Origin of the sequence: Sphingomonas xinjiangensis (assembly GCF_014199255.1) — a bacterium.
GTDB lineage: Bacteria > Pseudomonadota > Alphaproteobacteria > Sphingomonadales > Sphingomonadaceae > Sphingomonas > Sphingomonas xinjiangensis.
This window is the reverse complement of record NZ_JACIJF010000002.1, coordinates 312,702-337,251: the sequence shown is the minus strand read 5'-3', so window position 1 is coordinate 337,251 and position 24,550 is coordinate 312,702. Positions and strand designations below refer to the sequence as shown.

At 67.2% G+C, this 24,550-nt stretch carries 26 protein-coding genes; 10 read left to right on the top strand and 16 right to left on the bottom strand.

All coding sequences use genetic code 11. The features are described 5' to 3' along the window. Positions 1 to 14: 14 nt before the first annotated feature. On the bottom strand, positions 15 to 2,465 hold the full coding sequence (locus FHT02_RS05085) for an ATP-binding protein (RefSeq protein ID WP_184085090.1): 2,451 nt from the start codon (positions 2,463 to 2,465) through the stop codon (positions 15 to 17). 273 nt (positions 2,466 to 2,738) lie between these two features. On the opposite strand from FHT02_RS05085, the gene FHT02_RS22010 reads away from it, so the two are divergent. Together FHT02_RS22010 and FHT02_RS21455 are read left to right on the top strand one after the other, a co-directional pair. After that, positions 2,739 to 2,888 carry a TMEM175 family protein gene (locus tag FHT02_RS22010; RefSeq protein WP_343056842.1) on the top strand — a complete coding sequence of 50 codons (150 nt, stop codon included), beginning with the start codon at positions 2,739 to 2,741 and terminating at the stop codon, positions 2,886 to 2,888. After that, positions 2,834 to 3,013, top strand: coding sequence for a TMEM175 family protein (locus FHT02_RS21455; RefSeq protein ID WP_246352221.1), 180 nt, complete (start codon positions 2,834 to 2,836; stop codon positions 3,011 to 3,013). The genes FHT02_RS22010 and FHT02_RS21455 overlap by 55 nt, the downstream gene beginning before the upstream one ends. Before the next feature lie 203 nt (positions 3,014 to 3,216). Here the strand turns inward: FHT02_RS21455 and FHT02_RS05075 are convergent, their stop codons facing one another. The 3 genes from FHT02_RS05075 to FHT02_RS05065 form a co-directional block, all read right to left on the bottom strand. Next, positions 3,217 to 4,434 carry a PepSY-associated TM helix domain-containing protein gene (locus FHT02_RS05075; protein ID WP_184085088.1) on the bottom strand — a complete coding sequence of 406 codons (1,218 nt, stop codon included), beginning with the start codon at positions 4,432 to 4,434 and terminating at the stop codon, positions 3,217 to 3,219. Positions 4,435 to 4,448: 14 nt separating this feature from the next. Next, positions 4,449 to 6,647: a TonB-dependent receptor gene (locus tag FHT02_RS05070; RefSeq protein WP_184085085.1), complete on the bottom strand. Its 2,199-nt coding sequence runs from the start codon at positions 6,645 to 6,647 to the stop codon at positions 4,449 to 4,451. Between the two features lie 121 nt (positions 6,648 to 6,768). Beyond that, a complete protein-coding gene (locus tag FHT02_RS05065) occupies positions 6,769 to 7,185 on the bottom strand; it encodes a hypothetical protein (protein WP_184085082.1) in 417 nt (138 codons plus the stop codon). 305 nt (positions 7,186 to 7,490) lie between these two features. On the opposite strand from FHT02_RS05065, the gene FHT02_RS05060 reads away from it, so the two are divergent. From FHT02_RS05060 to FHT02_RS05040, 5 genes are all read left to right on the top strand, one after another. After that, complete coding sequence (locus FHT02_RS05060; RefSeq protein ID WP_184085079.1) at positions 7,491 to 8,213, top strand: response regulator; 723 nt, start codon at positions 7,491 to 7,493, stop codon at positions 8,211 to 8,213. Next, on the top strand, positions 8,210 to 9,544 hold the full coding sequence (locus FHT02_RS05055) for an ATP-binding protein (protein ID WP_343056832.1): 1,335 nt from the start codon (positions 8,210 to 8,212) through the stop codon (positions 9,542 to 9,544). The genes FHT02_RS05060 and FHT02_RS05055 overlap by 4 nt, the downstream gene beginning before the upstream one ends. A gap of 88 nt (positions 9,545 to 9,632) precedes the next feature. Then, complete coding sequence (locus FHT02_RS05050; RefSeq protein ID WP_246352192.1) at positions 9,633 to 10,604, top strand: SMP-30/gluconolactonase/LRE family protein; 972 nt, start codon at positions 9,633 to 9,635, stop codon at positions 10,602 to 10,604. A gap of 81 nt (positions 10,605 to 10,685) precedes the next feature. Then, positions 10,686 to 11,426 (top strand): NUDIX hydrolase, encoded by a 741-nt coding sequence (locus FHT02_RS05045; RefSeq protein ID WP_184085073.1) that lies wholly within the window; start codon positions 10,686 to 10,688, stop codon positions 11,424 to 11,426. Continuing rightward, on the top strand, positions 11,423 to 12,154 hold the full coding sequence (locus FHT02_RS05040) for an extensin-like domain-containing protein (protein WP_184085070.1): 732 nt from the start codon (positions 11,423 to 11,425) through the stop codon (positions 12,152 to 12,154). Before FHT02_RS05045 ends, FHT02_RS05040 begins: the two co-directional genes overlap by 4 nt. Positions 12,155 to 12,162: 8 nt before the next feature. Here FHT02_RS05040 and FHT02_RS05035 read toward each other — a convergent pair whose 3' ends face one another. Further along, positions 12,163 to 12,714: a hypothetical protein gene (locus tag FHT02_RS05035; protein WP_184085067.1), complete on the bottom strand. Its 552-nt coding sequence runs from the start codon at positions 12,712 to 12,714 to the stop codon at positions 12,163 to 12,165. A 374-nt stretch (positions 12,715 to 13,088) separates the two neighbouring features. On the opposite strand from FHT02_RS05035, the gene FHT02_RS05030 reads away from it, so the two are divergent. Continuing rightward, on the top strand, positions 13,089 to 13,661 hold the full coding sequence (locus FHT02_RS05030; RefSeq protein ID WP_184085064.1) for a CHAP domain-containing protein: 573 nt from the start codon (positions 13,089 to 13,091) through the stop codon (positions 13,659 to 13,661). A 6-nt stretch (positions 13,662 to 13,667) separates the two neighbouring features. Here FHT02_RS05030 and msrB read toward each other — a convergent pair whose 3' ends face one another. The 3 genes from msrB to FHT02_RS05015 form a co-directional block, all read right to left on the bottom strand. Beyond that, positions 13,668 to 14,153 carry a peptide-methionine (R)-S-oxide reductase MsrB gene (msrB, locus tag FHT02_RS05025; protein ID WP_184085061.1) on the bottom strand — a complete coding sequence of 162 codons (486 nt, stop codon included), beginning with the start codon at positions 14,151 to 14,153 and terminating at the stop codon, positions 13,668 to 13,670. Positions 14,154 to 14,288: 135 nt separating this feature from the next. Next, complete coding sequence (locus FHT02_RS05020) at positions 14,289 to 15,509, bottom strand: ABC transporter permease (protein ID WP_184085058.1); 1,221 nt, start codon at positions 15,507 to 15,509, stop codon at positions 14,289 to 14,291. Then, positions 15,506 to 16,426: an ABC transporter ATP-binding protein gene (locus tag FHT02_RS05015; protein ID WP_184085055.1), complete on the bottom strand. Its 921-nt coding sequence runs from the start codon at positions 16,424 to 16,426 to the stop codon at positions 15,506 to 15,508. Before FHT02_RS05015 ends, FHT02_RS05020 begins: the two co-directional genes overlap by 4 nt. Before the next feature lie 41 nt (positions 16,427 to 16,467). On the opposite strand from FHT02_RS05015, the gene queG reads away from it, so the two are divergent. Beyond that, positions 16,468 to 17,625 carry a tRNA epoxyqueuosine(34) reductase QueG gene (queG, locus tag FHT02_RS05010; RefSeq protein WP_184085052.1) on the top strand — a complete coding sequence of 386 codons (1,158 nt, stop codon included), beginning with the start codon at positions 16,468 to 16,470 and terminating at the stop codon, positions 17,623 to 17,625. A 77-nt stretch (positions 17,626 to 17,702) separates the two neighbouring features. Here the strand turns inward: queG and FHT02_RS05005 are convergent, their stop codons facing one another. Both FHT02_RS05005 and FHT02_RS05000 read right to left on the bottom strand, forming a co-directional pair. After that, on the bottom strand, positions 17,703 to 18,071 hold the full coding sequence (locus FHT02_RS05005; protein WP_184085049.1) for a hypothetical protein: 369 nt from the start codon (positions 18,069 to 18,071) through the stop codon (positions 17,703 to 17,705). Next, the gene (locus FHT02_RS05000) at positions 18,068 to 18,757 is read right to left on the bottom strand and encodes an EI24 domain-containing protein (protein WP_184085046.1); all 690 of its coding nucleotides are present in this window, start codon (positions 18,755 to 18,757) and stop codon (positions 18,068 to 18,070) included. Before FHT02_RS05000 ends, FHT02_RS05005 begins: the two co-directional genes overlap by 4 nt. A 56-nt stretch (positions 18,758 to 18,813) precedes the next feature. Between FHT02_RS05000 and FHT02_RS04995 the strand changes: the two genes are divergently transcribed. Continuing rightward, the gene (locus tag FHT02_RS04995; RefSeq protein WP_184085043.1) at positions 18,814 to 19,812 is read left to right on the top strand and encodes an adenosine kinase; all 999 of its coding nucleotides are present in this window, start codon (positions 18,814 to 18,816) and stop codon (positions 19,810 to 19,812) included. Between the two features lie 238 nt (positions 19,813 to 20,050). Here the strand turns inward: FHT02_RS04995 and FHT02_RS04990 are convergent, their stop codons facing one another. The 6 genes from FHT02_RS04990 to hisA form a co-directional block, all read right to left on the bottom strand. Next, positions 20,051 to 21,619, bottom strand: a complete 1,569-nt coding sequence (locus tag FHT02_RS04990; protein WP_184085040.1) for an amino acid permease — start codon at positions 21,617 to 21,619, stop codon at positions 20,051 to 20,053. A gap of 137 nt (positions 21,620 to 21,756) precedes the next feature. Further along, positions 21,757 to 22,134, bottom strand: coding sequence for a histidine triad nucleotide-binding protein (locus FHT02_RS04985; RefSeq protein WP_184085037.1), 378 nt, complete (start codon positions 22,132 to 22,134; stop codon positions 21,757 to 21,759). Positions 22,135 to 22,294: 160 nt separating this feature from the next. After that, entirely contained in the window at positions 22,295 to 22,609 is a 315-nt protein-coding gene (locus FHT02_RS04980) for a phosphoribosyl-ATP diphosphatase (protein ID WP_184085034.1), read from the bottom strand. A gap of 31 nt (positions 22,610 to 22,640) precedes the next feature. Next, entirely contained in the window at positions 22,641 to 22,829 is a 189-nt protein-coding gene (locus FHT02_RS04975) for a hypothetical protein (RefSeq protein ID WP_184085031.1), read from the bottom strand. 205 nt (positions 22,830 to 23,034) lie between these two features. After that, positions 23,035 to 23,796, bottom strand: a complete 762-nt coding sequence (hisF, locus tag FHT02_RS04970; protein ID WP_184085028.1) for an imidazole glycerol phosphate synthase subunit HisF — start codon at positions 23,794 to 23,796, stop codon at positions 23,035 to 23,037. Further along, a complete protein-coding gene (hisA, locus tag FHT02_RS04965; RefSeq protein ID WP_184085025.1) occupies positions 23,793 to 24,548 on the bottom strand; it encodes a 1-(5-phosphoribosyl)-5-[(5-phosphoribosylamino)methylideneamino]imidazole-4-carboxamide isomerase in 756 nt (251 codons plus the stop codon). Before hisA ends, hisF begins: the two co-directional genes overlap by 4 nt. Positions 24,549 to 24,550 lie beyond the last annotated feature (2 nt).

Here is a 24,550-nt window from a genome sequence, read left to right as displayed (position 1 = left end):
GTCGTGAAGAGTCGTTAAGCGTCGTTGGGTCGCCACGGCACCGGTGCCTGCGGGTTCAGCGCCACTGCGAACATTTCGGCCTGCATCCCGCTGATCCAACCGGGCAGAGGAGCCTCCTTGCCCAGCGCGCGCGAATAGCCCGGCACGAAGGCGCCCCAGTGATCCAGTCCGTGGCGTTCGGTACGCTCGGCCAGTGCGTCGATCCAGGTGGCGGCGAGCATGGGCTCGCCCGCGGCGATCGCGACTGGGATGCAGCCTACCGCCAGCCCGTAACAGACCGACAGCGCGTGATCGATGCGAGCCGCATCCTCCGCGCAGGCGTTCGCGATGGCGAGTGCGCCTTCCAGGTCGCCGCGCATCCAGTGGAGCCGCATCAACAGGCTCATCACCGCGATCTTGCCGTCGACCTGAGCGTGGTTAGCGTGGTTCGCCCGCTCCGGCGCGGCATCGCCGGCCATGACGATCTCCAGCATCGCCATGGCCTGGTCGTGATCGCCCGAGAAATGATGCGACAGCGCCAGCATGTGCGCCGCGGTCTGCCGGTCCCCCAATGCGCCGTCGGCACCGACGGTGGCGCCGAATCGCGCCGCGAGCGTCAGGCTTTCGGCATAGTGCCCGTCCAGGATGCGCTGCGCCCAGACACCCCATAGCGCGCGCAGCGCCAGCGGCGGGGACTCCATCACCTCGGCAAGCGCCAGTGCGCGCGAAAACGCCTCGGCCATGGCCGGCACGGGGCCTTGGGTGTGCCACAACCCATGGCCATAGGCGGACAGCAGCTCGACCTGGCGCGAGAGTTCGACACCGCCCGCCTCCATCAGGGCGATGGCGGCCTCGGCGTGCTGCAGGAACTCGCCCGGCAGCGACAGGTGGAACCACAAGGGTGCGGCCGCGATCACCAGCTCGGCCGTGAGCAGGGCGCCGCCATCCGCGCCGCTGGCCCAGCTGATCGCGCTGCGGACGTCGTCGATCTGCGCGCTATATTCCGCCAGCCACTCCCGCGGCGCCTTGCCTTCCCATGCCGCGGCGCTGTCACCCAGCCCGCCAAAAATAATGTGCGCGTGATCGCGCCGCGCCGCCTGGATCGTCCCCGCTGCGGCCAGACGCTCCAGCCCGTAATGCCGCGTCGTGTCCAGCAGCCGGTAGCGCACGCCGGCCGACGTCACCGTCGCCACGATCATCGATTTGGCCACCAGCTCGGCCAGTATGTCCTCCGCGGCGGCAGGGGCGATGCCAGCTCCCTCCGCCATCGCTCGCGCGCGCTCCGCATCGAAGTCGCCACGGTAGAGCGACAGCCGGTCGAGCAATACACGCATCGCCGTGTCGAGCAGGTCGTAGCTCCAGTCCAGCGCGCCGCGCAGGGTGCGGTGGCGCGGAAGCGCGGTGCGCCGCCCACGCGTGAGCAGGGCGAACCGGTCGTCCAGGCCGGCGGCGATCGCTTGCGGGGTCATGGTGTCGCTGCGCGCGGCGGCGAGTTCGATGGCGAGCGGGATGCCTTCCAGCTGCCGGCAAATGTCGATGATGGCCGGGGCGTTGTCCGCGTCCAGGGCGAACCCCTTGTTCACCGCAGATGCCCGCTCGGCGAACAAAGCCGTCGCTGGGCACCGCGCCACCGCTTCGACGCTCGCGCGATCGGCATCGCCGGGGAATTCCAGCGCGGCAAGACGATGGACCCACTCGCCTTCGGCGCGCAGCGGTTCGCGGCTGGTGGTGAGCAGCAGCAGCCCTGGCGCGCCCTGCAACAGCGCCTCCGCAACCACTGCCGCGGCCTCGACCACATGCTCGCAATTGTCGAGCAGGATCATCGCCGCCCGTTCGGCGAGATGCGCGGCGATGCGGGCAAGCAGGTCCGCGCCCGAAGCCGGGATGCCCAGCTTCGTGGCGATGGTTGAGGGAAGTAAGGCGCCGTCGCCGACCGGCGCCAAGTCGACGAACCACGCATCCAGTTGCCCGCGTTCCGCCACGCGTTGCGCGATCGCCAGACTTGCGGTCGTCTTGCCGATGCCGCCGGGCCCTACGAGCGAGATGAACCGGTGCTCTACCAGTTCATCGGCCAGCGCCGCAATCACCGCGTCGCGCCCGAACACCTTGCCCACGCGCCCAGGCAAGCGAGCGCGCGTCGCGGTTGCAGCCGCGGGGGCCGGGTCATCGGCTTCGACAGTAACGGCGATCCCCAGGCGGTAGCCGCGCCCGGGTTCGGCAACGATGATCGGGCTGCCGCCAACCTGCCCCATCGCCTTGCGCGCCCCGGAAAGATGCACCCGCAGCGCGGTCTCGTCGATCGCCTGGTTTGGCCACACTCGCGCGATCAGCGTCTCGCGCGGGACCAGCGCGCCTTGCGCCTCGGCAAGCACGGCCAGGAGGTTTAACGCACGCGCGCCCAGCTTCACCGGCTTTCCCTCGCGGGTCAGGCGCAGCTGGGGCGTCTCAAGTATGAAGGGGCCAAAGGCATAGCACGTGCTGGGCATGTCGGTGGCTCTCGGCCTCGGGTCGGAAAGTGCGCCTCGTACGCGCTTTTGTTTCGCCTGCAACATTCTGCACACGGATGCTGCACGTTCCGGGTTGAGCCGCCGTCCATTCGCCGCCCACTGAGCCTTTCGATGTACGGCACAGGAGCGATTTCATGCGGCCAGGACGGCTAGAGGCATTCACCAATGCGTCGTCGCGATCATCATCACGATCATGGTGAGCTCAAGGTGCCGACCGGCGGCGCCCTTGTCGATCTGAGCGGCAGCATTCCGTTGCTGCTCGCCTATGTGCTCGCCTTTATCAACGTCGGACTCTACTGGAACAACCACCACCATCTTCTGCACATCACCCAACGGATCGATGGCCGGTGCTCTGGACGAACCTGTTCCTGCTCTTCTGGCTCAGCCTGGTACCCTTTGTGATCCGCTGGCTCGACGAGAGCGCGTTCTCCTCCGGCGCCACTGCTTGCTACGGCATCGTGCTCGGCCTGTCGGCGATCGGCTATACCTTCGAAGAGCGCGAAGCGAAGTGGAGGAGAACCGCTTGACCCGCGTGACACAGCCTGTCCTTCGAACGAATCTCGGGCATATAACTGGGCATAAGATGGGTGCGCGCAACAGCAGTCTGGTGAGTCCGTCCGCATGCGTCCGAAATCTGCTACGTCATTGAAAGACGCGATTATACACAGACGATAGCGGACATCAGCGGGACAGTGATTAGATTCCCCTCAGCTCCACCAGCCGTCTTGTTTCACTCCGATCGCTTGCTGAAGCGGCTGCGCGCGGCGGTGCGACGGCGCCAGTGGATGAGACCCGTCACGAACAGGAAGGTGGGGACCAGCCCCAGCACGATCGCGAGGATGCGGGTGGCGGTGCCGCCCACCGAGCCGTCGTGCAGGACGCGGATCCATTTGGCGGCGGTTGTGCCGGCATTGCTGCGGCGCGTGTCGTGAACGGCGAGGACGGTTCCGGAATGGGAGTCCACGAACACGAAGCTGCTGGGGAAGCGGGCGTGCGGGTCGCCTGGCACCTGCATCCGCACCCTGATAGGATCGGGCCCGCGCGCGGGTACGTCGACAAAGGCGAGCCGCCCGGCGGGCAGCGCGCGATGTGCTGCCGCGATCGCTTGGGAAACGGAGACCTGCGCGCGCCCGCTGGGAAGCGAGGTGGGGCTGGGGAGCGGGTCGGGCGCCGCGACCGTCCAGGCGAGAAGCTGGGTCTTCACCTGCGGCAGGGCGAGCAGGACGCCGGTCGCGACCAGCACGAATAGCAGCGCGGCGCTCCACAGCCCGAACAGCTTGTGGAGGTCGCGGACGCGCCGCAGCGGCGCCGCGCCGCGTTTAAAGGCGAGCGCCTTGCGCCAGCTGCCGCGCGGCCACCACACTGCAATGCCACTGACCAGGAGCAGCAACATCGCCACGCCCGACCAGCCGACCACTGCCCGCCCGGTTTCGCCGGCGAGCAGGTGCATGTGGAGCTCATAAAGCCAAGTCATCAGATAACCGCCCCACGGTTCGGCACGCAGTACCCGGGCGCCATCGGCGGAGAACCACACCATCATGCGCCGGGCATGATGGCCGTGCTCCGCGGAAGGATAATAGCGCGCCGGAATGGTGCCGTGCGCGCCATGGACCTCGAACGACCATTTGCCCGCGGGATCGTGCCAGCGCCCCCGTCCCGTCTGCAAGGCGCGGTCCAATGCCCTGGGGTTCGGCGCCGGCGCGTGCGGGCTTGCCGGCACCTGCACCTGCGGGTGCAGCGCCGCGTCGATCTCGACATAGAAGACCAGCGCCGAACCGGTGAGGCTGATCAGCGCGAACAGCCCGCCCAAGGTCAACCCCAGCCACAAGTGGAACTGCCGCACCACGCTGCGCAGGGGCAGAGCGTCGCCGGCCCCGGTGCGGCTGTTCGCCGGGTCGTCGGCCGCTTCGCCTAGCGGAGCGTGAGGCAGGCGGAGATCGGAGGTCATCGCGACGCGCACCTTCAAAAGTGCGTCGACAGCGCGATTTCGGCCGATCGCGGCGCGCCGATATACACGTTGGTCGATGGGTAGCCGGAATATTCGCCGTAGAAGGCGTCGGTCAGGTTCCGGCCACGGAGCGTCAGCGACGCCTGCGGCGTGAATCGCCATGCGATGCTGGCGTCGAGCACGGTGTGTCCCGCGACTTCGATGGTGTTGGCGGTGTCGGTGTAGAAGGCGCTCGCGTGGCGCAGGAAGCCGCCGAGTGTGACATCACCGTCGAGCGTGTACAGCGCGGAAGCGTTGAGCGTGGTGGACGGTACGTTGATCGGGCGGTTTCCGGCCCGGTCGACGCGGACCCCGGCCACGCCTTCGCCCAGTTCGTCATAGTTGGCGTCGGTGTAGGAGACGCCACCCGACAGCCGTAGCGCCTTGACGGGCACGATGGCTGCCGTCAGCTCGACCCCCTGCGACGATTGGCGCCCGCCCTGGACCGCTAGTGTGGGGTTCGCTGGATCGCGGGTCAGGATATCCTTTTGCTCGATGCGATAGGCGGCGCCGGTGACGCTCAGCCGCCCGCTGGTGTCGCTCACCTTGAACCCGACCTCATAGGCGCGCCCGCTGGTCAGTTCAAAGCGGGTGTTGGCGATCGAGGCGAGCAGGATCGAGGATACCGGAGACACCGCCGTGGTGTATTGCGCATAGAGCGCGACGCCCGGCGCCACGTCATAGGTGGTGCCGATCCGCCAGGAGACCGGATCGTATGTAGGGCGGTTGCGGTCCGCCACGCCGGTGGCGTTGGTTACCGTCTCTCGGTCGAGTTCGATATGGTCCCAGCGCATGCCGCCGACCAGCAGCCAGGTGTCCGTGAGGTTCACCCCGTCCTCGGCAAAGACCGAGGTCTGGTTGAGCCGGGAATTAAACATCACGTCGAGCGCGCCGAATATGCCGGGTCCGGCGGGGACGGGGAAAGGGCGCGGATCGAAGGCGTCGATCGGCGGCAGCGCGGCGGCCGTGGTCTGCTGACGCAGCGTCTTGAAATCGGTGTAATTGTATTCGACGCCAAGGCTGAAACGGTTGCGCAACCCGCCCACATGGCTGTCGTTGCCCACCACCCCGCGCGCGTTCCAGAACTGGTGGTCGTGGCGGAAATCCTGAAAGCTCTGGCGGAAGCTGCCGTTCAGGAAGGCGGCATTCGGCGCCGCGAAACTTTGCGAGTCCGTCAGCACGAACGCGCGGTCGGCGGTATAGCCGGTCAGGTCGAGCGCGAAGGTCCATCCGCCGCCGAGCCGCCAATCCAGCCGCGATCGCAGGGTGGTCTCATCGGCGTTGGAGAAGCCGCCCTGCGGATTGTAGTTCCTGCGGCGCAGCGCCTTGTCGGCGACCAGCCCGGCCGCGCCGGTGACGGCGTCGCTGGGGTCGCGGGCATATTGGCCCGGGATCAGCGGCAGCCCCTGATAGGTGGCGTCGTAGCGGTCCTCGAAATGATCGACCGCGATCAGCAGCGACAGGGCATCGCTCGGGCGGAAGATAACGCTGCCGGTCAGCCCTGCCGAGAAGCTTTGGTTGTTGTCGACATCGTAGAGGCTGTCCGAGCGCTGGTAACTGGCATCGGCGCGCACGGCGAGCGTGGAGGAAACCGGCAGGTTTATCCCGCCTGCCGCGAAGACGGTGTCGAAGCTGCCGACGGAAACCAGACCGTCTAAGTGCCGCTCGCCTAATACTGGCTTGCGCGTCACCTTGTTGATGACACCGGCCAGGGCGCCTTCCCCGAACATCACCGATGCCGGGCCCTTCAGCACCTCGACCCGATCATAATGCCAGCTGTTGGTATCGCGCTGGACCACGGTGGAGGCACTGACGCGCACGCCGTCCTGCAGGATCGACACGGTGTTTCCGGAAAAGCCGCGCAGGGACACCACCGCCGGGTTGCCCGGCACGTTGCCGGCAATCGCGCCGGCGACGTCATTGAAGGTTTCGCGCGCTGTGCGCAGGCCGCGTAGCTGCAACTCCTCCTGGCTCAGCACCTCGATGCTGGCCGGGGTTTCGCGGGCCGTGAGCCGCAGGCGGCTGCCCGCGTCGGTGGCGGTATCGAGATGAAGCGAATCTCGCTGGCCGGTGACGACGATGGGTCCCGGTGCATCCGGCGCCGCAGTGGACTGTGCCCGGCACGGCGTGGTGACGACGGCCGCAAGTAGCGCGACCGTAGAACTCTTGAACATGAATAGCCTTTCGCGCCGGTGCGGCCTGCGCCCCCCGTCCCCTGATCCTCCAAGCGGCGACGCGCGCGCGGTGCCAAGCACCGTCCGAACGAAGCCGAAGCGGCGCCCGCGAGCGCCGCGGTCAGGCTGGCAGGGGCGGGCCGCGCAGCGGCGGGCGTAGCCGGGGGGCCGCGCCGACAGCCAGCGCCGCACGGAAGAACAACGCGGCAGCGACGATGAACAAGATCGCCGAGGCAAGCTGGATCGGGTCCGCGCCGGCCAGGGCCGGGGTGGCGAGATCGGCAAAGGCACAGCCATCCTCCGCCTGGGGATGCTCGGCTGGGGCGTCGCCATGCTGCATGGCCACCGGCGCGGCCGCGCTTGCGTGATGCGCGTGGCCGGCCGATCCGTGCATGCCCGGCATCGAAGTGTGCGCGGGTGGAGCGATCGGGAGCATGGGGCCGGAGCCCGAGCAGGCGACCAGCCGCAGCCCATGGTCACCCAGTACCGGCATGAATCCGGCCGGCACCGCCAGCCGCAACGCAAGGGCGCTCAGCACGACCAGCACGGCAAGCCACCGGTGACGGCGGAAGGTTGACCGGAACGACCTCACAGCTGCGTGTCTAGGCCCGCGATGTCCTGTTGTCATCCGGGGCGCCAACTATGTTGCCCCCCCGGATCTCGCTGACCGCCGAAGCGGCCTGTGCTTGATGTGCGTGAGCACGTAGCGGGCGAACAGGCCGGCTCGCGCGGCATCGGGGAGCCCGACAAGCCTGAACATGGCACTCCCATGATAGCGGTCGGTGACTAAGTACAAGAAAAAATAGGGAAGTATTCCAGACCTTATTCTGATACGGGCCGCCCATGCTTTCAGTCACCGACAATTCCGATAGTTCGGCCACGCTGCTGGTGGTGGACGATGACCGCGACATCCGTCTGCTGCTCGCCAACAGCCTGGGCGGGCGGGGGTACCGAGTCGAGACCGCGTCCAACACCCGCGCTATGGACGAAATACTCGCCAGCACGCCCGTGGACCTGGTGATCCTGGACGTGATGATGCCAGGGGAGGACGGTCTGTCCGCCTGCCGCCGCATCGCCCGCGCGGACGGGCCAGAGATCATCATGCTGAGCGCATTGGGCGAAGAGGCGGATCGGGTCCTGGGCCTTGAAGGCGGGGCGGGGCATTATCTTTCCAAGCCGTGCAGCGCGCGCGAAATATTGGCGACGGTGCGCGCGGCGTTGCGCCGCCGGGGGGCGATCGCGGCGCCCAAGAACGAAGTGTTCGGGTTCGAAGGCTGGCGCATTGATCTGGGCAGTCATGAGCTGTTCGACCCGAAAGGGGTGCTGGTCGGGCTGACCGACGGCGAGTTCGCAGTGCTGCGGGTGTTCATCGAACGGCCGCGTCGCGTGCTGTCTCGCGAAGTGCTGCTGCAAGCGGCGCGCGGCCCCGACTCGGACGCCTATGACCGGGCGATCGACGTGCAGGTCAGCCGCCTTCGCCGCAAGCTGCGCGCGGGTGGCGACGACATCATCCGCACGGTCCGCAACGAAGGCTATCTGTTCGTTCCGCGGGTGTCGCGTCTGTGAACCGCGCCGGCGACACCTCCCGGTCGCCGCTCTTCCTGCGCATCTTCCTTGTGATGCTGCTGTGCGTCGGCGTTGCGCAGTCGATGAACCTCGTCCTCGTCATGGCCGCCGAGACGCCTGAACAGAAGCTCTACAGCATCGGCCAGATCGCCGACGCGCTGCACGGCGGGCGGGCTCCCGACGAGACGCTGCGCCTTTCCCGCGTTACCAGGGTTCCTTCGGTCCTTTCAAATCCGCGGGGCGAGCGGCTGAGCGTTGCGCTCGGCATGGCGTTGCGGATCGATCCGGCGCGGATCCGTTTCAACTTTCCGTCGGGAATATTGGGCCGCGAGCCGGTCTATGAACGGAGCAGCCTGCCGAAGGCCCTGCCATTTGCCAGCGCGGAGGCGGCGCGTTCGGTTTACGTCTTCGGCGCTTTTCGCGTGTGGGTGCAGGGCGCAGATGGCGGTTGGATCCAAGTGGAGCCCGACGGCGCAGTGGAGCCGTGGCGTTGGTTCGGCGTTCTGTGGCTGATCACGTCGGTGCTGGCAGTGGCGCCGTTCGCCTGGGCATTGGCGCGGCGCACCGCAAAACCGTTTGGCGCGTTTGCCGCGGCGGCCGAGCGGCTGGGCCGCAATCCGCACACCCGTCCCCTGGCGCTGAGCGGCCCGAGCGAGATCGTGGAAGCGGCCGCAGCATTCAACCAGATGCAGGCCCGGCTCAACCGCTATGTCGACGACCGCACCACTGTGATCGGCGCACTGGCCCATGATCTGCGCACCCCATTGATGCGCATGGCGCTGCGGCTGGAGAGCGCGCCCGATCCGGTGCGCCGCGCATGCGAGGGCGATATCCGCGACATGCAAGCGCTGATCACCTCCACCGTCGCGTACGTCCGCGAGACCGGCCAGCCGGCGACGCGGCGTCCACTCGACCTGCGCTCGCTTGCCGAGACGGTGACCGATGATCTGAGCGACCGTGGCGAGCCGGTTACGATGGAGCCTGGCGAGCCGGTGGTGATCGAAGGCGATTCGGCGGCGTTGAAGGCGATGGTGACCAACCTAGTATCCAATGCGCTGAAATATGGCGGAAGCGCCCATGTTTCGTTCGACGCCAACGGCGATGATGTGCGCCTGGAGGTGCGCGATCATGGTCCAGGCATTCCCGACGGGGACATCGACCATGTCTTTGAACCGTTTTTCAGGGGCGAACGCTCACGCAACCGTGATACTGGAGGGATTGGCCTGGGCCTGGCCAGCGCCCGCGCCGTGGCCAGGGCGCATGGCGGCGACATCCTGGTGGAAAATGCGCCGGGCGGAGGACTTCGCGCGCGCGTGACCTTGCCTGGCTGAGCCGTTGCCGCGACAACATGCGGTAAAGGCATGAACAGGAGAGTGTATGGACGTGACGCGCCGGGCCTGCCTAGCAGCAGTTGCCTCCATGCCTCTTGCCACTAAGGCGGCGGCGTTCGACGCGCCTGTTATCGGCAGTGTGCAGCGGTTCGACGCCGAACTAGACCTCATCCTTGCTCCAGATGCCCGGATCGAGGTGATCGCAAGCGGCTATCGCTGGACCGAGGGGCCGGTATGGGTTCGCGACGGTGGCTACCTGTTGTTCTCCGACGTGCCAGCGAACGTCATTCATCGCTGGCAGCCGGGCAAGGGCGCGGCGCCGTTCCTCCAGCCTTCCGGGCTTGCCGGGCCGATTCCGGCGGCGATCCGCGAAGCTGGGTCCAACGGGTTGGCGATCGATGCGCAAGGGCGGCTGGTGATGGCTGATAGCGGCACCCGCGCGATCGCGCGCGTCGACCTGACGACCAAGCGCAAGACGATCCTGGCCGATCGGTACCAAGGCAGCCGCTTCAACAGCTGCAACGATGTGGTGATCGCGCGGTCTGGGGCGATCTACTTCACCGATCCCCCTTATGGACTGGCCGAAGGCGATGCTTCGCCGCTCAAGGAAATGAAGGCGAACGGCGTGTACCTGCTGGAAACCGACGGACGCGTCGTGCAGCTTGACGCGAGCCTGACGCGCCCGAACGGCATCGGCCTCTCACCCGATGAGCGGACCTTGTACGTGGCGCAATCCGACGAAGAGCGCCCGGTGCTCCTGGCTTATGCGCTGGATGCGAAGGGGCTACCGGTCGAGTCGCGCGTGCTGAGCGACTTCCGGCGCGAAGTGGACGCCAAGCTGCCGGGGCTGCCCGACGGCATGAAGGTGGGGAAGAGCGGGCACCTGTTCGCCAGCGGGCCGGGTGGTATCCATATCCTGGCGCCCGACAGGCGGCGGCTGGGCCTTATCTCCACCGGCAAAGCAGCCGCGAATTGCGCGTTCGGGGAGGACGGGCGGACGCTGTTCCTGACGTCGAGCGACATGGTGGCGCGGGTGCGGCTAAAGCTATCGGGCTGGTGACTTGATGGCCGCTTCCCGAGGCGAGGATTGCTCGCGAGCGAGGGCGTTCCCTTCGCGGCGTTGCACGCCTAGATCGGGGACATGGCCGACCAAACGCCGATCCCTGCCGCGACACTGATCGTGATGCGCGAGGCTGCCGCCGGGCCGCCCGAGCTGCTGATGGTGGAGCGGGCGCGGACCATGGCGTTCGCGGGCGGGGCGCTGGTGTTTCCGGGTGGACGCGTCGATCCGGGAGATCGGGTCGTGACCGCGACGCTTGCCGGGGGCACCGAGGAGCTTGCCGCGCGGGTTGGGGCGATCCGCGAGACGCTGGAAGAGGCGGGGATCGCCGTGGGTCTTCGGGTGCCTGACGCCACGGCGGTGCGCGCAGCGCTTCCTGGGGGTGCGGCATTGGCGGAGCTGGTCACGCGGGCGGGCGGTGCGTTCGACTTGGACGCGCTCGTGCCCTTTGCCCGCTGGTTGCCGGACAAGGTGCCGCACCGCATCTTCGACACCCGCTTCTATCTGGCGCGCGCGCCGCATGGGGCCACGCCCGCGGTCGATGGCACCGAGAATGTGCGGGCGTTCTGGGCGACGGCGTCGGATGTGCTCGGGCTGGCGGATGCAGGCGAAGCGACGCTGATCTTTCCCACGCGCCGCAACCTGGAGCGGCTGGCGATGTTCGCCTCGTTCGAGGAAGCGGCGGCGCACGCGCGCGCGCATCCGGTTCGCATCATCACGCCGTGGATCGAAGTTCGTGACGGCGTGGAGCATCTCTGCATTCCTGCCGACGCGGGGTATCCGGTGACTGCGGAGCGGCTGGACCGGGCGGTTCGCGCATGAGGTTGGCGAGGCGATTGCCGGGCGTGCTCGTAACGCTTGCCGTGCTGCTGGGCATGGCCTTCGCGCTCTATGCCGTTCTGCGCAACCGGCCGCAGGACCTCCCCTGGACGCGGCTGGATCTGGGCGAGCCGATCGGCGCGTTTACCGGGCGCAAGCTGGCGGCGCTTGCCGGACGATCGGGCGAGTGCCGCGCGCTGCTCCACGCTGCGGGCGTGCGCTATACCCGGCTGCCTGCGGTGCGATCGAGCGCCCAATGCGGCTATGACGACGCGGTCCGCTTCCAGTCGGGCGGGGCGCAGGCGATCGACTATAGCCCGGCCCGGCTGGGGACAAGCTGCCCAGTGGCCGCGGGCCTGGCCAAATGGGAGTGGGATATCGTCCAGCCCGCGGCCCAGCGGCTGTTCGGCGCGCGGGTGGAGTCGATCGAGCATTTCGGCAGCTATTCGTGCCGGCGCATCTATGGCCGCAGCTCGGGCGATTGGAGCGAGCATTCGCGGGCGAACGCAGTCGATATCGCGGCTTTCCGCTTGTCCGACGGGAGTCGGATCAGCGTGGTCAAGGACTGGAAGAGCGGCGGCGACAAGGCCGCGTTCCTGCACGAGGTTCGCACCGGCGGGTGCAAGCTGTTCGCAACCGTCCTGTCGCCCGACTATAACGCCGCGCATCACGACCACCTGCATCTCGACCAGGCGAGCCGGGGCGAGATGGGGTGGCGAGTATGCCGGTAAGGCGCGCTTCAGTTCGGTAGGACGGCGGCGTCGACCTTTTCCACCCATTGCGGGAAAAAGGCCGGCTGGCGGTTTGACCAGCCCGACGCGGTCGCCGCGGCCTCGCTGATCGAATGGAGCAGCTTGCGCCGAAGGTCCGGATGCAAGCTGGGTAGTGCCGCTGCCGCGCAGAAGGCCGAAGGCAGGAAGGGCCGGATCTCGGCGCCCATCAGCCGCTCATACAAGAAGCGATACGCGCCAAAGCTGGTGATCCGCCCCTGGCCTAGGTCGAACGCGGTCAAGGTGGCGAGTGGCGCCAGGAAGGGCTCGATCGCGCCGAGATCGGCTTCCTCGGGCATCAACGTGCGGATCTGGTCGAGACGGACGTACATCCGGGCCTGTGCGCGGATGCTGGCAGCCTCGACCACGTCGCGCGACCAGCGTTCCATCGCGTCTTCCCGCTCAAGCCCGATGTCGAGCGAGCGGCGGATATAGCGCTGCGTCGCTGCACTGAACCCCGCGAACTCCTTCATCTCGGCCAGCGTCATCGCGCCTGAGGCCAGCTTCGTTCCTGATGCCATTCCTTCACTCCCGCCCCAGTCAATTTACCACCCGGACATCGTGCGCGCTGTTAGTTAACAGGACGCACACCTCCGACCGTTCCCACTCACAATAGGGTCGAGAAGGTGCTGCACTGCAATATTGATTGCAATCAGGTGCTTCTGCCCGAGTGAATGTGTCTTGGTATAGACGGTTCTGCGCAACATTGCTGCGGTGCGCTATTCCGGGAAAGCGCTGAGGCGCGGGAACTCACGTACCTCCGGGCTTCTACAGGGTTCCGTCGGTTCATCGGTTCGTCCCCACGGCTTATCGGATCGGCCAACCGCAGGGGTGTACCGTCGTCCTATGATTTGTGTAGCAACACTCCAACAACGCTTCCTGACCGGGGGGTCACATGAATTTTCGAGTTTTTGCAGCGCGTTTCGCGCTGTCGGCGGCTTGCGCCCTGATGACTGTGATACCGGCCCAGGCAAAGGGCGGCGTCCTTCAATGCGTGCCGTTCGCCCGTCAGGTTTCCGGCGTGGATATCCGCGGCAACGCCTGGACCTGGTGGAGCCAGGCCGCCGGTCGCTATGCCCGCGGCAATGCGCCCAAGGCCGGTTCGGTGATGTCGTTCCAGAAGACCGGCAAGATGCCCTATGGCCATGTCGCCATGGTGTCGAAGGTGGTAAGCGACCGCGAAGTGCTGCTGACCCATGCCAATTGGTCGACCCGCGGCGGGATTGAGCGCAACGTCCGCGCAGTCGACGTCTCGGCGGCAGGCGATTGGAGCCAGGTGCGCGTGTGGTTCGCCGCCGTGGGCGGGCTCGGCACCTCGAGCTATCCGGTCAACGGCTTCATCTATGCCGACGGCGCGCCGCAGGCGGAACTGCCCGCTACGCAGATCGCCCAGAAGTCCGACAAGATCCTGATGGCATCGCTGGACCTGGACCTGAGCGATCTGAAGGCGACCGGCGTCGCCAATTAAGCGAGTTCAGGCCACGCCTGGCCTGAACGTCATCGCCACGCCATTCATGCAATAGCGTTTGCCCGTCGGGCGGGGACCATCGTCGAAGACATGGCCCAGATGCCCGCCGCAACGCCGGCACAGCACTTCGGTGCGCAGCATGCCGAGCGTCCGATCGCTCCTGATGGCCACGGCATTGCCGAGCGGCTGGTAGAAGCTCGGCCAGCCGGTGCTGCTTTCGAACTTCGTCTTCGCCGAGAACAACGGCAGGCCGCATCCGGCGCAGGCGAAGGTGCCGGCGCGGTGCTCCTTGTTGAGCGGGCTTGAGTAGGGGCGCTCGGTACCTTCCTTGCGCAGCACATTATAAGCCGCCGGCGACAACCGCTTACGCCATTCTGCGTCGCTGAGCGTCAGCGGGAAGCGCTGGGCAGCTTCGGCGGGCCCGCCGCCACAGGCTGCGGTGAGTGCGCCGAGCGTGGTGGCGGCCAGGAACGTGCGGCGATCGGTCTGCATGGCGTAGATGTAGGAACCGGGCGCCCTTTTCCAATCCTCCCCGCGGGGGGAGTGGGTCAGCGTAGCTGGTGGAGCGGTAGGCGGTACCCACGAGGAGAATACCTCTCCGTCACGCTTGCGCCCCAGGGGGAGGATCTAGGCCGCGGCCGCCGCCTTGCGCCGCCTTGGGCCGCCAGACTTCAGTACGCCGCGTCGAAACAGGCGCGCGGCGATCGTTACGGTGATGCCGACCCACAGCGCCTGCCAAGCAAGCGCCAGCAGGTGCGGCCAAATCTCGGGCGCGTTGGCTGCGCGGGCGGCCATCGCCAGGGGCGAGCTGAACGGGAACATCTCGGCAAAGGTTGCGAGCCAGGCGTCGGGATGTCCGGCGGCATAAGATGCCAGGCCCAGCATGCCGAACTGAAACACCGTGATCGGCAGCGACAGCATCTGGATCTCGCGCTGCGTGCCGGCCAGCGCGCCCATGCCCAGGAACACCGCGCTTTGCAGCATGTACGCCATGGTAAAATAGGCGACGAACAGCAGCGCAAACACCGGGCCGACGGCAGTGCCGATCTCCCCGACTTCAGCCGCCATGCCTTCGGGCAGGAAGCGCGGTACATTGGCCACCAGCGTGCCCCAGAAGCAGACGAACAGGAGCGCCGAGCCGAACGCGCCGATCAGCTTGCCGAAGAACACGCTTTCCAGCGGCACTGCGGCGGCGAGCACTTCGATCACCTTGTTGGAGCGCTCCTCGGCCATGGCGCCGACCACTTGTCCCGACAGCATCAGCGTGAGGAAGAAGATGCCGAACGCGGCGAAATAGGCCGCTTGGCTGCGCCCGCTGGTCGTCAGCTGTCCACGTTGCACCACTTGCACGTCCGCACGGCTGAGTGGAGCGGTGCCGGTGCGTTCGGCCCGCACGACTTGTTCGGCCAGTTGCTCGAGATAGCCTGCCTCCACCGTCGCAGATGGCGCGCGCAGGATGTGCGGGCGATCGAACGGGCCATACAGCACCGCGGCGACATCGATGCCGTCGCTGGCGAGAAGTTTCCGAGCCTGTGCCGAACGATCCCCCGCCGGCATGTCGATGCGCAGCTCGGGCCGGACCGATGGATCGGAGAAGATCGTCCGCAAGCGGCGGTCGACCGCTTGCACCACCTGCGCCTCGCGCGAGTCGGCGATCACGACAATGCGCCGCTTGGCGTCGCCGCCGGTCGCGGCGGTGGTGGCACTGAGGCTGCCGATTACTCCAAAGCCGATCATCAGCAGCGGGCTCAACAGGAACAACAGGAAGGTTGGCGTCAGCACCGTGGCGGTGAAATCGCGCCGGGCGACGGTAAGCGCCTGCCGCGCGGCGTGGCGGAACCGAGTCATGCCGCATCCTCCCTGATCGCGTCGCGCCCGACGATGCGCACGAACGCATCGTGCAGGCTGGGGCGCTCGATCGACAATCCGGAAATGCCGTGACCTGCACCAATCAGCCGCACCAGCAAGGCTTCGACGCCGTCGTTCGGCATCGTGAAGCGCCAGCCTTCCCCGTCACGTTCGGCATCGGCCGGGAGCAGCGCCCGCGCCGCCTCGCCATGGTGATGGGGCGTGTAATAAACCTTGAAGGGGAGGGTGGCTCGGGCGTCGTTCACCGTGCCTTCGAACTGCACCTTGCCCCCGGCGATGATCGACAGCCGGTCGCACAGCCGCTCGGCATGCGCCATGACGTGGGTGGAAAACAAAATGGTGGCGCCGCGCTGCTGCTGCGCGCGGATCAGCAGCTCCAGCCGCTCTTGATTTACGGGGTCGAGGCCGGAGAAGGGCTCGTCAAGCACCAGCAGTTCGGGCTCATGCACGACGGAACCGAGCAACTGAACCAGCTGCGCCATGCCTTTGGAAAGTTTGCGGATCTTGTCGTCGGCGGCATGGCCGAGCCCGGCGGCGTCGAGCAATTCGCCCGCACGCTTGCGCCCAGTCTTCCACGGCAGGCCGCGCAGCGCGCCCATGAAGGCGATTGCCTCGCGGCACTTCATGTTGGGATATAGCCCGCGTTCTTCGGGCAGATAGCCGACGCGGTCGCTCGCCTCGCGTGGACGGTCATGGCCCAGCAGCATGCGGTCGCCTTCGTCCGGCTCGATGATGCCCAGCAGCATGCGCAGCGTCGTCGTCTTGCCCGCGCCATTGGGGCCGAGCACGCCGTAGATCAGCCCCTGCGGCACGGCGATGCTGACGCCGTCGACCGCGCGCCGGTCGCCGAAGCGCTTGACGAGGTTGGCGGCGCTTACCGCCAGTGCGCTGCTCAATATGGGTCCCCCGTTTGCTGGCTTCGTGGTAGCGGGACGATGTGCAGCACGGCAAGTCACTCGAAGCGCAAATCAAAGCAAAGGCGGCAGAAATCGGTTTCGCCGCCTGTGGTGTCGCGTCCGCCGATGCCGCGCCCAAAGCGGGCATACGCTTGCGCGAATGGCTGGCCGATGGCGCACACGGCTCCATGATCTGGATGGAGGAGCGCGCCCATCACCGCGAAAGCCCCTCGGCGCTGTGGCCGGAGGTGCGGTCGATCATCGCGCTGGGCATGAGCTACGCGCCGGCCACCGACCCGCTGGCCTTGGCCGACAAAGGCGGGATCGGCCGCATATCGGTCTACGCCCAGGGCGGCGATTATCACGACGTGATCAAGCGTCGGCTGAAGGAGCTGGCGCGCTGGCTGGTTGCGGCGGCGCCGGGGGCGGACGTCAAGGTCTTCGTCGACACCGCGCCGGTGATGGAGAAGCCGCTGTCGGAGGCTGCGGGGCTCGGCTGGCAGGGGAAGCACACCAATCTGGTGAGCCGCGAGCATGGCAGCTGGTTGTTCCTGGGCGCGATCTACACGACGCTGGACCTCGAATCCGATTCCGCGGGCCGGACCACCTGTGGCAGCTGCGACGCCTGCCTCGCTGCATGCCCGACCGATGCGTTCCCCGGTCCGTTTCGGCTCGATGCGCGGCGCTGCATCTCGTACCTGACGATCGAGCATAAGGGGCCGATTCCGTCCGAATTCCGCGCGGCGATCGGAAATCGCATCTATGGCTGCGACGATTGCCTGGCGGTATGCCCTTGGAACAAGTTCGCGGCGGCAGCGCATGCAAACCAGGCATTCCTGCCACGGGCGGAGTTCGTCGCGCCGGAGCTTGGCGACCTGTTGCAGCTCGACGATGGCGCCTTCCGTGAAGTGTTTGCCGGTTCGCCGATCAAGCGCATCGGGCGCGACCGAATGATGCGCAACTGCCTGATCGCGGCGGGAAACGGTGGGAATGCTGGGTTGGTGCCGGTGGTTGCCGCTCTTCTAAACGACCCCGCACCCGAGGTGCGCGGCGCGGCGATTTGGGCGCTGTGGCGGTTGGATGCTGGGCGGTGGGAGGTTGAGCGGGAAGGGCGCTCGCTTGCTGAAGTAGACCCTGAGGTGATGGCGGAGTGGAATCAAAATTCCCCCCGGAACGGGGAGGGCGACCGCGCCGCATAGCCGGCGTCGGGAGGGGGATGGCCGCTTCCACCATGCTTGCGCATGGTCACCCTCCCCGTGCCGGGGGAGGCGTGCGATCACTTTCGCCGCGCGCCTAGCGCTGCGACGCAGCTCGCCTGGTCGATAGGGCCCCCATCGCGCTGGCGCGTGTCGATATAGGTGACCGCCGGTTCCCCCCGCCCCTTGGGCGGATAGAGATAGGCGTCGAGCACGCAGATCGGCCCGGCGAACTGCAGCTTGCGCGCGGGGCCTTCGCTCACATCGAGCATCGGCTTGCCGAATTGCGCGAGCAGCGCGTTGGCGGTCTGCCCTCGTATGGCAGTGACGCTGGCGGGTAGCGGTCCGTTGGGCACGGGAACATAGCCTGCCGGGCGCGCCGATGGGATCGCACCGCCCGTGCCGCATGCCCCGAGCAGCAGCGCTGCACCGAGAAACCAAAACTTCATGCGCGTCTCCCGCGGTGGAATAGATGCGTCGCCATGGCCGCGCCCAGCACCGGTGCCGCCAGATTGACGAAGGGGATCAGCAACAAGGCCGTCACCACGGCGCCAAGCACGAAGCGGCGGCCGCGCGTGCGCGTACGCCAATCCGCGACCTCGGCAAAGGGCATGTGCCGAACTGCAACCATGTCGCCAAGGTCGCGTCCCAGCAGCCAGGCATTCACCAGAAAGAACGCCGCTGCCGTTCCGACGCCGGTGATCAGCAGCACGAGGTAGAGCGGCGACATGAGCAGGTTCACGCCGACCGCGCGTGCCGCCGATCCCAGCCCCATTGCCGCGGATCGGGCTAGCGGCACGTCATGCGCCGCCGCATGCGACGTGGGATAATGGCGCGCCTCGACTGCGGCGACTACGTCATCGGCGAAAACGCCGACCGCAGCGATGGCGATGGCGCGGAACAGCAGCCACCAGGCGAGCACCAGCACCAGCACCGTAGCGACATCGGCGAGCCAGCCGCTGCCAGCGGAGCCTGTCCAGCCGGAGACCGCCGCTTCCAGTCCATGCAACGCGTACCATAGCCCCACGCCGCCCGCCGCGAACAGCAGCAAGGTGAGGAGGAACGACTTGGCGAACACCGCCAGCACCGGGCGATCGAACAACTGGCCAAGGGACAGGGAAAGCGCCTGCAACATTGCGCTCTCCCTTGCCCGCCCCTAGGGCGTGGACGCAACCCTATTGGAGCCAAGACTTGACCAGCCCCACTTACGACGTGGTCGCGATCGGCAATGCGATCGTCGATATCCTTGCCCAGGCCGAAGACAGCTTCATCGAGGAGATCGGCGTCGCCAAGGGCTCGATGCAGCTGATGTTCTCGCCCGAAGAGGCGGACGCGCTCTATGCGAAGATGGGCTCGGGTCGTGAAGTGTCGGGCGGCTCGGCGAGCAACACCGTTGCGGGCATCGCCGCGCTGGGCGGCAAGACGGCGTTCATCGGCCAGGTGGCCGACGACCAGCTCGGCGCGGTCTTCGCGCATGATCTGCGCGCGGCGGGCGTCGACTACAACACGGCGGTCCGTCCGGGTCAGCCGACCACCGCGCGCTGCCTGATCTTCGTGACGCCGGACGGCCAGCGCACCATGAACACGTTCCTGGGTGCGTCGCAGTTCCTGCCCGCCGAAGCGCTGGACGAAACGGTGATCGCTGATGGCGCGATCCTGTATCTCGAAGGCTATCTGTGGGATCCGGAAGAGCCGCGCGCCGCGATGCGCAAGGCGATCGGCATCGCGCGTACGAATGGGCGCAAGGTTGCCTTCACGCTGTCCGACGTGTTCTGCATTTCGCGTCACGGCGATGATTTCCGCGCGCTGATCGCAGACGGCCTGATCGACATCCTGTTCGCCAACGAGAATGAGCTTCTGGCGCTGACGCAGAAGGACGCGTTCGAGGACGCGGTTGCGGCGATTGCCGCGCAGGTTCCGCTGGCGGTGGTGACTCGTGGCGAACAGGGCGCGCTGGCGCTTTCGGGCGGCGAGCGCGTCCAGGTGGCTGCCGAGCCGATCGCCAAGCTGGTCGACACCACGGGTGCTGGCGACATGTTCGCGGCGGGCTTCCTGCACGGGCAGGCACAGGGCCGCGGCATCGAGGAGTCGCTGCGGCTCGGCGCGATCTGTGCGGCGGAGATCATCCAGCACTATGGCGCCCGCGCCGAAGTGGACCTCAAGACGCTGACGGCCGACAAGCTCGGCTGAGCCAAGCCAAACCGCTGAACCTGGAAGGGCTGGGGTAACTCCCGGCCCTTTTTCGTTCCTCCCCGGCACGGGGAGAGGGCCACGCAGCATGGTGGAGGGGGAGCGCAGCAGGCGATCCGCTCGCGGGGAGCCCCCACGACAACACCTGCGGCGGCGTCCCCTACCCCTACCTGGGAGGACTAAAAAAGGGCCGGAGGATTTCTCCCCCAGCCCTTGTTTCGAACCGAAACCTGAAGCCTCAGGCGTCCTTGTACCCCGGCGTGGGTGCGCCCGGGAGCGGCGGAACCGGCTGAGGCGGCGCATCCGGATCGGCTTCCGACACGTCGATGATCCCGCGCCCGACATGGCTGCGCGAGCGGCTGTAGCCGAAATAGACCAGCAGCCCGATCGCCGCCCAGATCAGGAAGAGGATGATGCTCTTATGATCCAGGCTGATGAACAGATACAGGCAGCCCAGAATCGCGATCGGCGCCGTGACGAACACCGCGGGCGTGCGGAACGGACGCTTGCGGCCGGGCTCCTTTTTGCGGATCACCATTACCGCGATCGACACCGCAGCGAAGGCGAACAGCGTGCCGGAGTTGGAGATGTTCGCCAGCTGACCCACCGGGAAGAATGCCGCGAACAGCGCCACGGCGATGCCGGTGATGATCGTGATCACGTGCGGCGTGTTGAACTTGGGGTGGATCTTCGAGAACGCAGCGGGGAGCAGGCCGTCACGGCTCATCACGAAGAAGATGCGGGTCTGGCCGAACATCATCATCAGGATGACCGAAGGCAGCGCCAAACCGGCGGCGAGCCCGAGCAAATTGCCGATCTGGGGCCAGCCGATCTCGCGAAGCGTGAACGCCAGCGCTTCCTTGGAGCAGACCACGTCCTTGAAGCCCTGCGCGGCGCGCGCGGCGCACTGTGCACTCAGGTCGCGGCTGCCGGGTTCGAGCACGGCACCGGCGGCGTCGACCACCGGCTGGGTGCTCAGACCTGGGGCGCCGATCACCCCGGCTGCGACCAGGATGTAGAAGATGGTGCAGATGCCGAGCGAACCGATCAGGCCAATCGGCATGTTGCGCTGCGGGTTCTTGGTCTCCTCGGCCGCGGTCGAGACCGCGTCGAAGCCGACATAGGCGAAGAAGATCGAAGCCGCCGCCATCGAGATGCCGACAAAGCCGGTCGGTGCGAAGGGCGAGAACTGCGCGCTGTTCATCACCGGCACCGCCAGCGCGATGAACAGGGTGAGCGCCGCCACCTTGATCGTCACCAGGATCGCGTTGATCGTGGCACTTTCCTTGGTGCCGATCACCAGCAGCCACGTCACCAGCCCGGCGATCGCCATGGCAGGCAGGTTGATCAGTCCGCCGTCGAACGGCCCGAGCACCAGCGTGTCAGGTATGTCGATGCCGAACGTGTGTTCCAGCAGGCCGACGACATAACCCGACCAGCCGACCGACACCGCGCCTGCGGCAACGGCATATTCGAGGATCAGCGCCCAGCCGACCATCCAGGCGATCAGCTCGCCCATCACGGCGTAGCTATAAGTGTAGGCGGAGCCGGACACCGGCACCATCGCCGCCATTTCTGCATAGCAGAGCGCGGCGAACGCGCAGACCACGCCCGCGATGATGAACGACACCATCATGCCCGGCCCTGCCTTTTGCGCGGCCTCGGCAGTGAGAACGAATATGCCGGTGCCGATCACGGCGCCAATTCCGAGCATGGTCAGCTGAAAGGCACCGAGCGAACGGTGCAGAGATTTCTTTTCGGCTGTCGCTAGAATGGCATCGAGTGGCTTTACGCGCCCGAATATCATTGAGTTGGTCCCCTAAACGGCGCCGGTTCGCGCCGCACCCTAGATGAAAGGCGCGAGCCTAGCCGCAAACGCGGTAGGTGCAATGCTTTAGTGCGCCGCCCACGCCTCCGACCGGCGCACGCCGTCGCGCGAAACGCTTATCGCGAAAGCATCGGCCCGAGAGGCTCGCCGCCGAACAGGTGGACGTGTAGATGCGGCACTTCCTGCCCGCCATGCTGGCCGACATTGGCGAGCAGGCGATAGCCTTCGCCCACCAACCCCGCCTCGCGCGCCACATGGCCGACTGCACGGACGAAGCCGGCAATCTCCGTGTCGCTGGCGCGTGCGGAGAGATCATCCCAGCTGACATAGGCGCCCTTGGGGATCACCAGCACATGGTGCGGCGCCTGAGGCGCGATATCATGGAAGGCGAGGGCGTAGTCGTCCTCATACACGGTCTTTGCAGAAATCTCCCCACGCAGGATCTTTGCGAAGATGTTGCCGGAGTCGTAGGGCTGGGTGGCGTCAATCGGCATGGAAGTCTCCTCTGGAAGCGGCATACCCAATCCTCTCCGGCACGGGGAGGGGGACCATGCGAAGCATGGTGGAGGAGGCGTGCCTCATGGGAGTCGCTCAGCGGAGGCCCTTCCACCACGCGCTGGCGCGAGCGGTCCCTTGCCCCGTACCGGGGAGGGGTTAAGCGGTGCGCCCTGCCTTCTCTTCCAGTCCCGACAACCCTTCGCGTCGCGCCAATTCCGCGCGCACATCGTCCAGGCTCAACCCCGCATCGGCGAGCAGCACCAGCAGGTGAAACATCAGGTCGGCCGCCTCGCTCACCATGCCCGCACGGTCATCGGCAATCGCCGCGATCACGGTTTCGACCGCTTCCTCGCCAACCTTTTGCGCGATCTTGGCGCGGCCTCTGGCGGTCAGCTTCGCGACATAGGAGGTCTCGGGATCGGCCGCGCGGCGCTGGCGGATCGTCTGTTCGAGCGCGTCGAGCGTATCCATGCCGTGCCGCTGCGGGAGCGGCGCGCCGCTGTCAATCCTTGCGGCGGAAGCGCGCGCGCAGTTTGCGTCGGGCAAGCCAGACGCCGCCCGCCGCACAGGCGGCAAGGGCAAGATCCGACAGTTCAGGCATCGAGCGGCTGCCCGCCACCCCGCTATGCGCCGTCGGCTGCGCGAGCACGGGCGCGGCGATGAGAAGCAGGGCGGCGGCGATGCGGGGCATGCGCGCAAGATAGGACCGGGGAGTTGGAGAAGAGTTAAAGTGCGCCAGTTACCGACGGAAGCGTCGGATGGGCGATTCGCGATACGCAGGCTCCCGATGAAGGCTGCGGCTAGCCTCGGCGCAGCTTCTAGTGAAGGTTGCCAGCGAAGGCTTCATTGCAACTGGACCCCTCCTTCGCCGGGAATGCCGACCGAAGCCGCCTCGCTCAACGCCGAACCGGAATACCCGCCGCCGCCATCACGGCATGCGCATCTGCCACCGTCGCCTCGCCGAAGTGGAAGATCGACGCCGCCAGCACCGCCGACGCATGCCCGTCGCGCACCCCCTCCACCAGATGCTGGAGATTGCCCACGCCGCCGCTCGCCACCACTGGCACCGTCACTCGGTCGGCGATCTCGCGGATCAGCGCCAGATCGTATCCATCGCGGGTGCCATCGCGGTCCATCGAGGTCACCAACAGTTCGCCCGCGCCCAGCGCCGCCAGCCGCAGCGCATGCTCCACTGCGTCGATGCCGGTCGCGCGCCGCCCGCCATGGGTGAACACTTCCCAGCGCCCTTCCGCCACGCGCCGGGCATCGACCGAAGCGACCACGCACTGGCTGCCCATCCGCTCGGCGATCTCCGCCACCACCTCGGGCCGCGCCACTGCCGCCGAGTTCACCGCGACCTTGTCTGCCCCGGCCAGCAGCAGCGCGCGCGCATCCTCGACCGTGCGGACGCCGCCGCCGACGGTCAGCGGCATGAAGCACACCTCGGCGGTGCGGCGCACCACGTCGATCATCGTGCCGCGCGCCTCATGGCTGGCGGTGATGTCGAGGAAGCACAGTTCGTCCGCACCGGCCGCGTCATAGGCGCGCGCCTGCTCGACCGGATCGCCGGCATCGCGCAGGCCGACGAAGTTCACGCCCTTGACGACGCGGCCGTTCGCCACGTCGAGGCAGGGGATGACGCGGGCCCGTACGGTCATGCGAAGTCCGCAGGCGACGCGCGCAGCCGTGCCGTCTCGATCGCCTCGGCCAAGTCCAGACGTCCGTCGTACAGTGCGCGGCCGGTGATCACGCCCTCGACGCCGTCGAGCACATGACCTGCCAAGTCCTGAACGTCGGCGATGCTGGCGACCCCGCCGCTGGCGATCACCGGGATCGCGACCTCGCGGGCGAGCGCCACGGTCGCCTCGACATTGCAGCCCTTCAAAAGCCCGTCGCGGCCCACATCGGTGAACAGCAGCGCGGCGACGCCGACATCCTCGAATCGGCGGGCGAGATCCGCCACGGCGACATCCGACACATCGGCCCAGCCGCGCGTGGCGACCATGCCATCGCGCGCATCGACGGCCACCACGATCCGTCCGGGATTGTCGCGGGCTGCTTCACGTACCAGCTCGGGGTTTTCCAGTGCTGCAGTGCCGATCACCACCCGCTGCACGCCAAGGTCGAGCCAGCGCTCGATCGACTCACGATTGCGGATGCCGCCACCCAGCTGCACCTTGCCGCCGAAGCGCCCGAGGATCGAGGCGACTGCGGCACCGTTGACGGACTCACCGGCGAACGCGCCGTCGAGGTCCACCACGTGCAGCCACTCGGCACCGGCCTGCGCAAAGGCCTCAGCCTGCGCGGCGGGGTCGTCGCCATAGACGGTGGCCCGATCCATGTCGCCCTCGGCCAGCCGCACGACCTGGCCGCCCTTGAGATCGATCGCCGGAAAAATGATCAAGGACATCA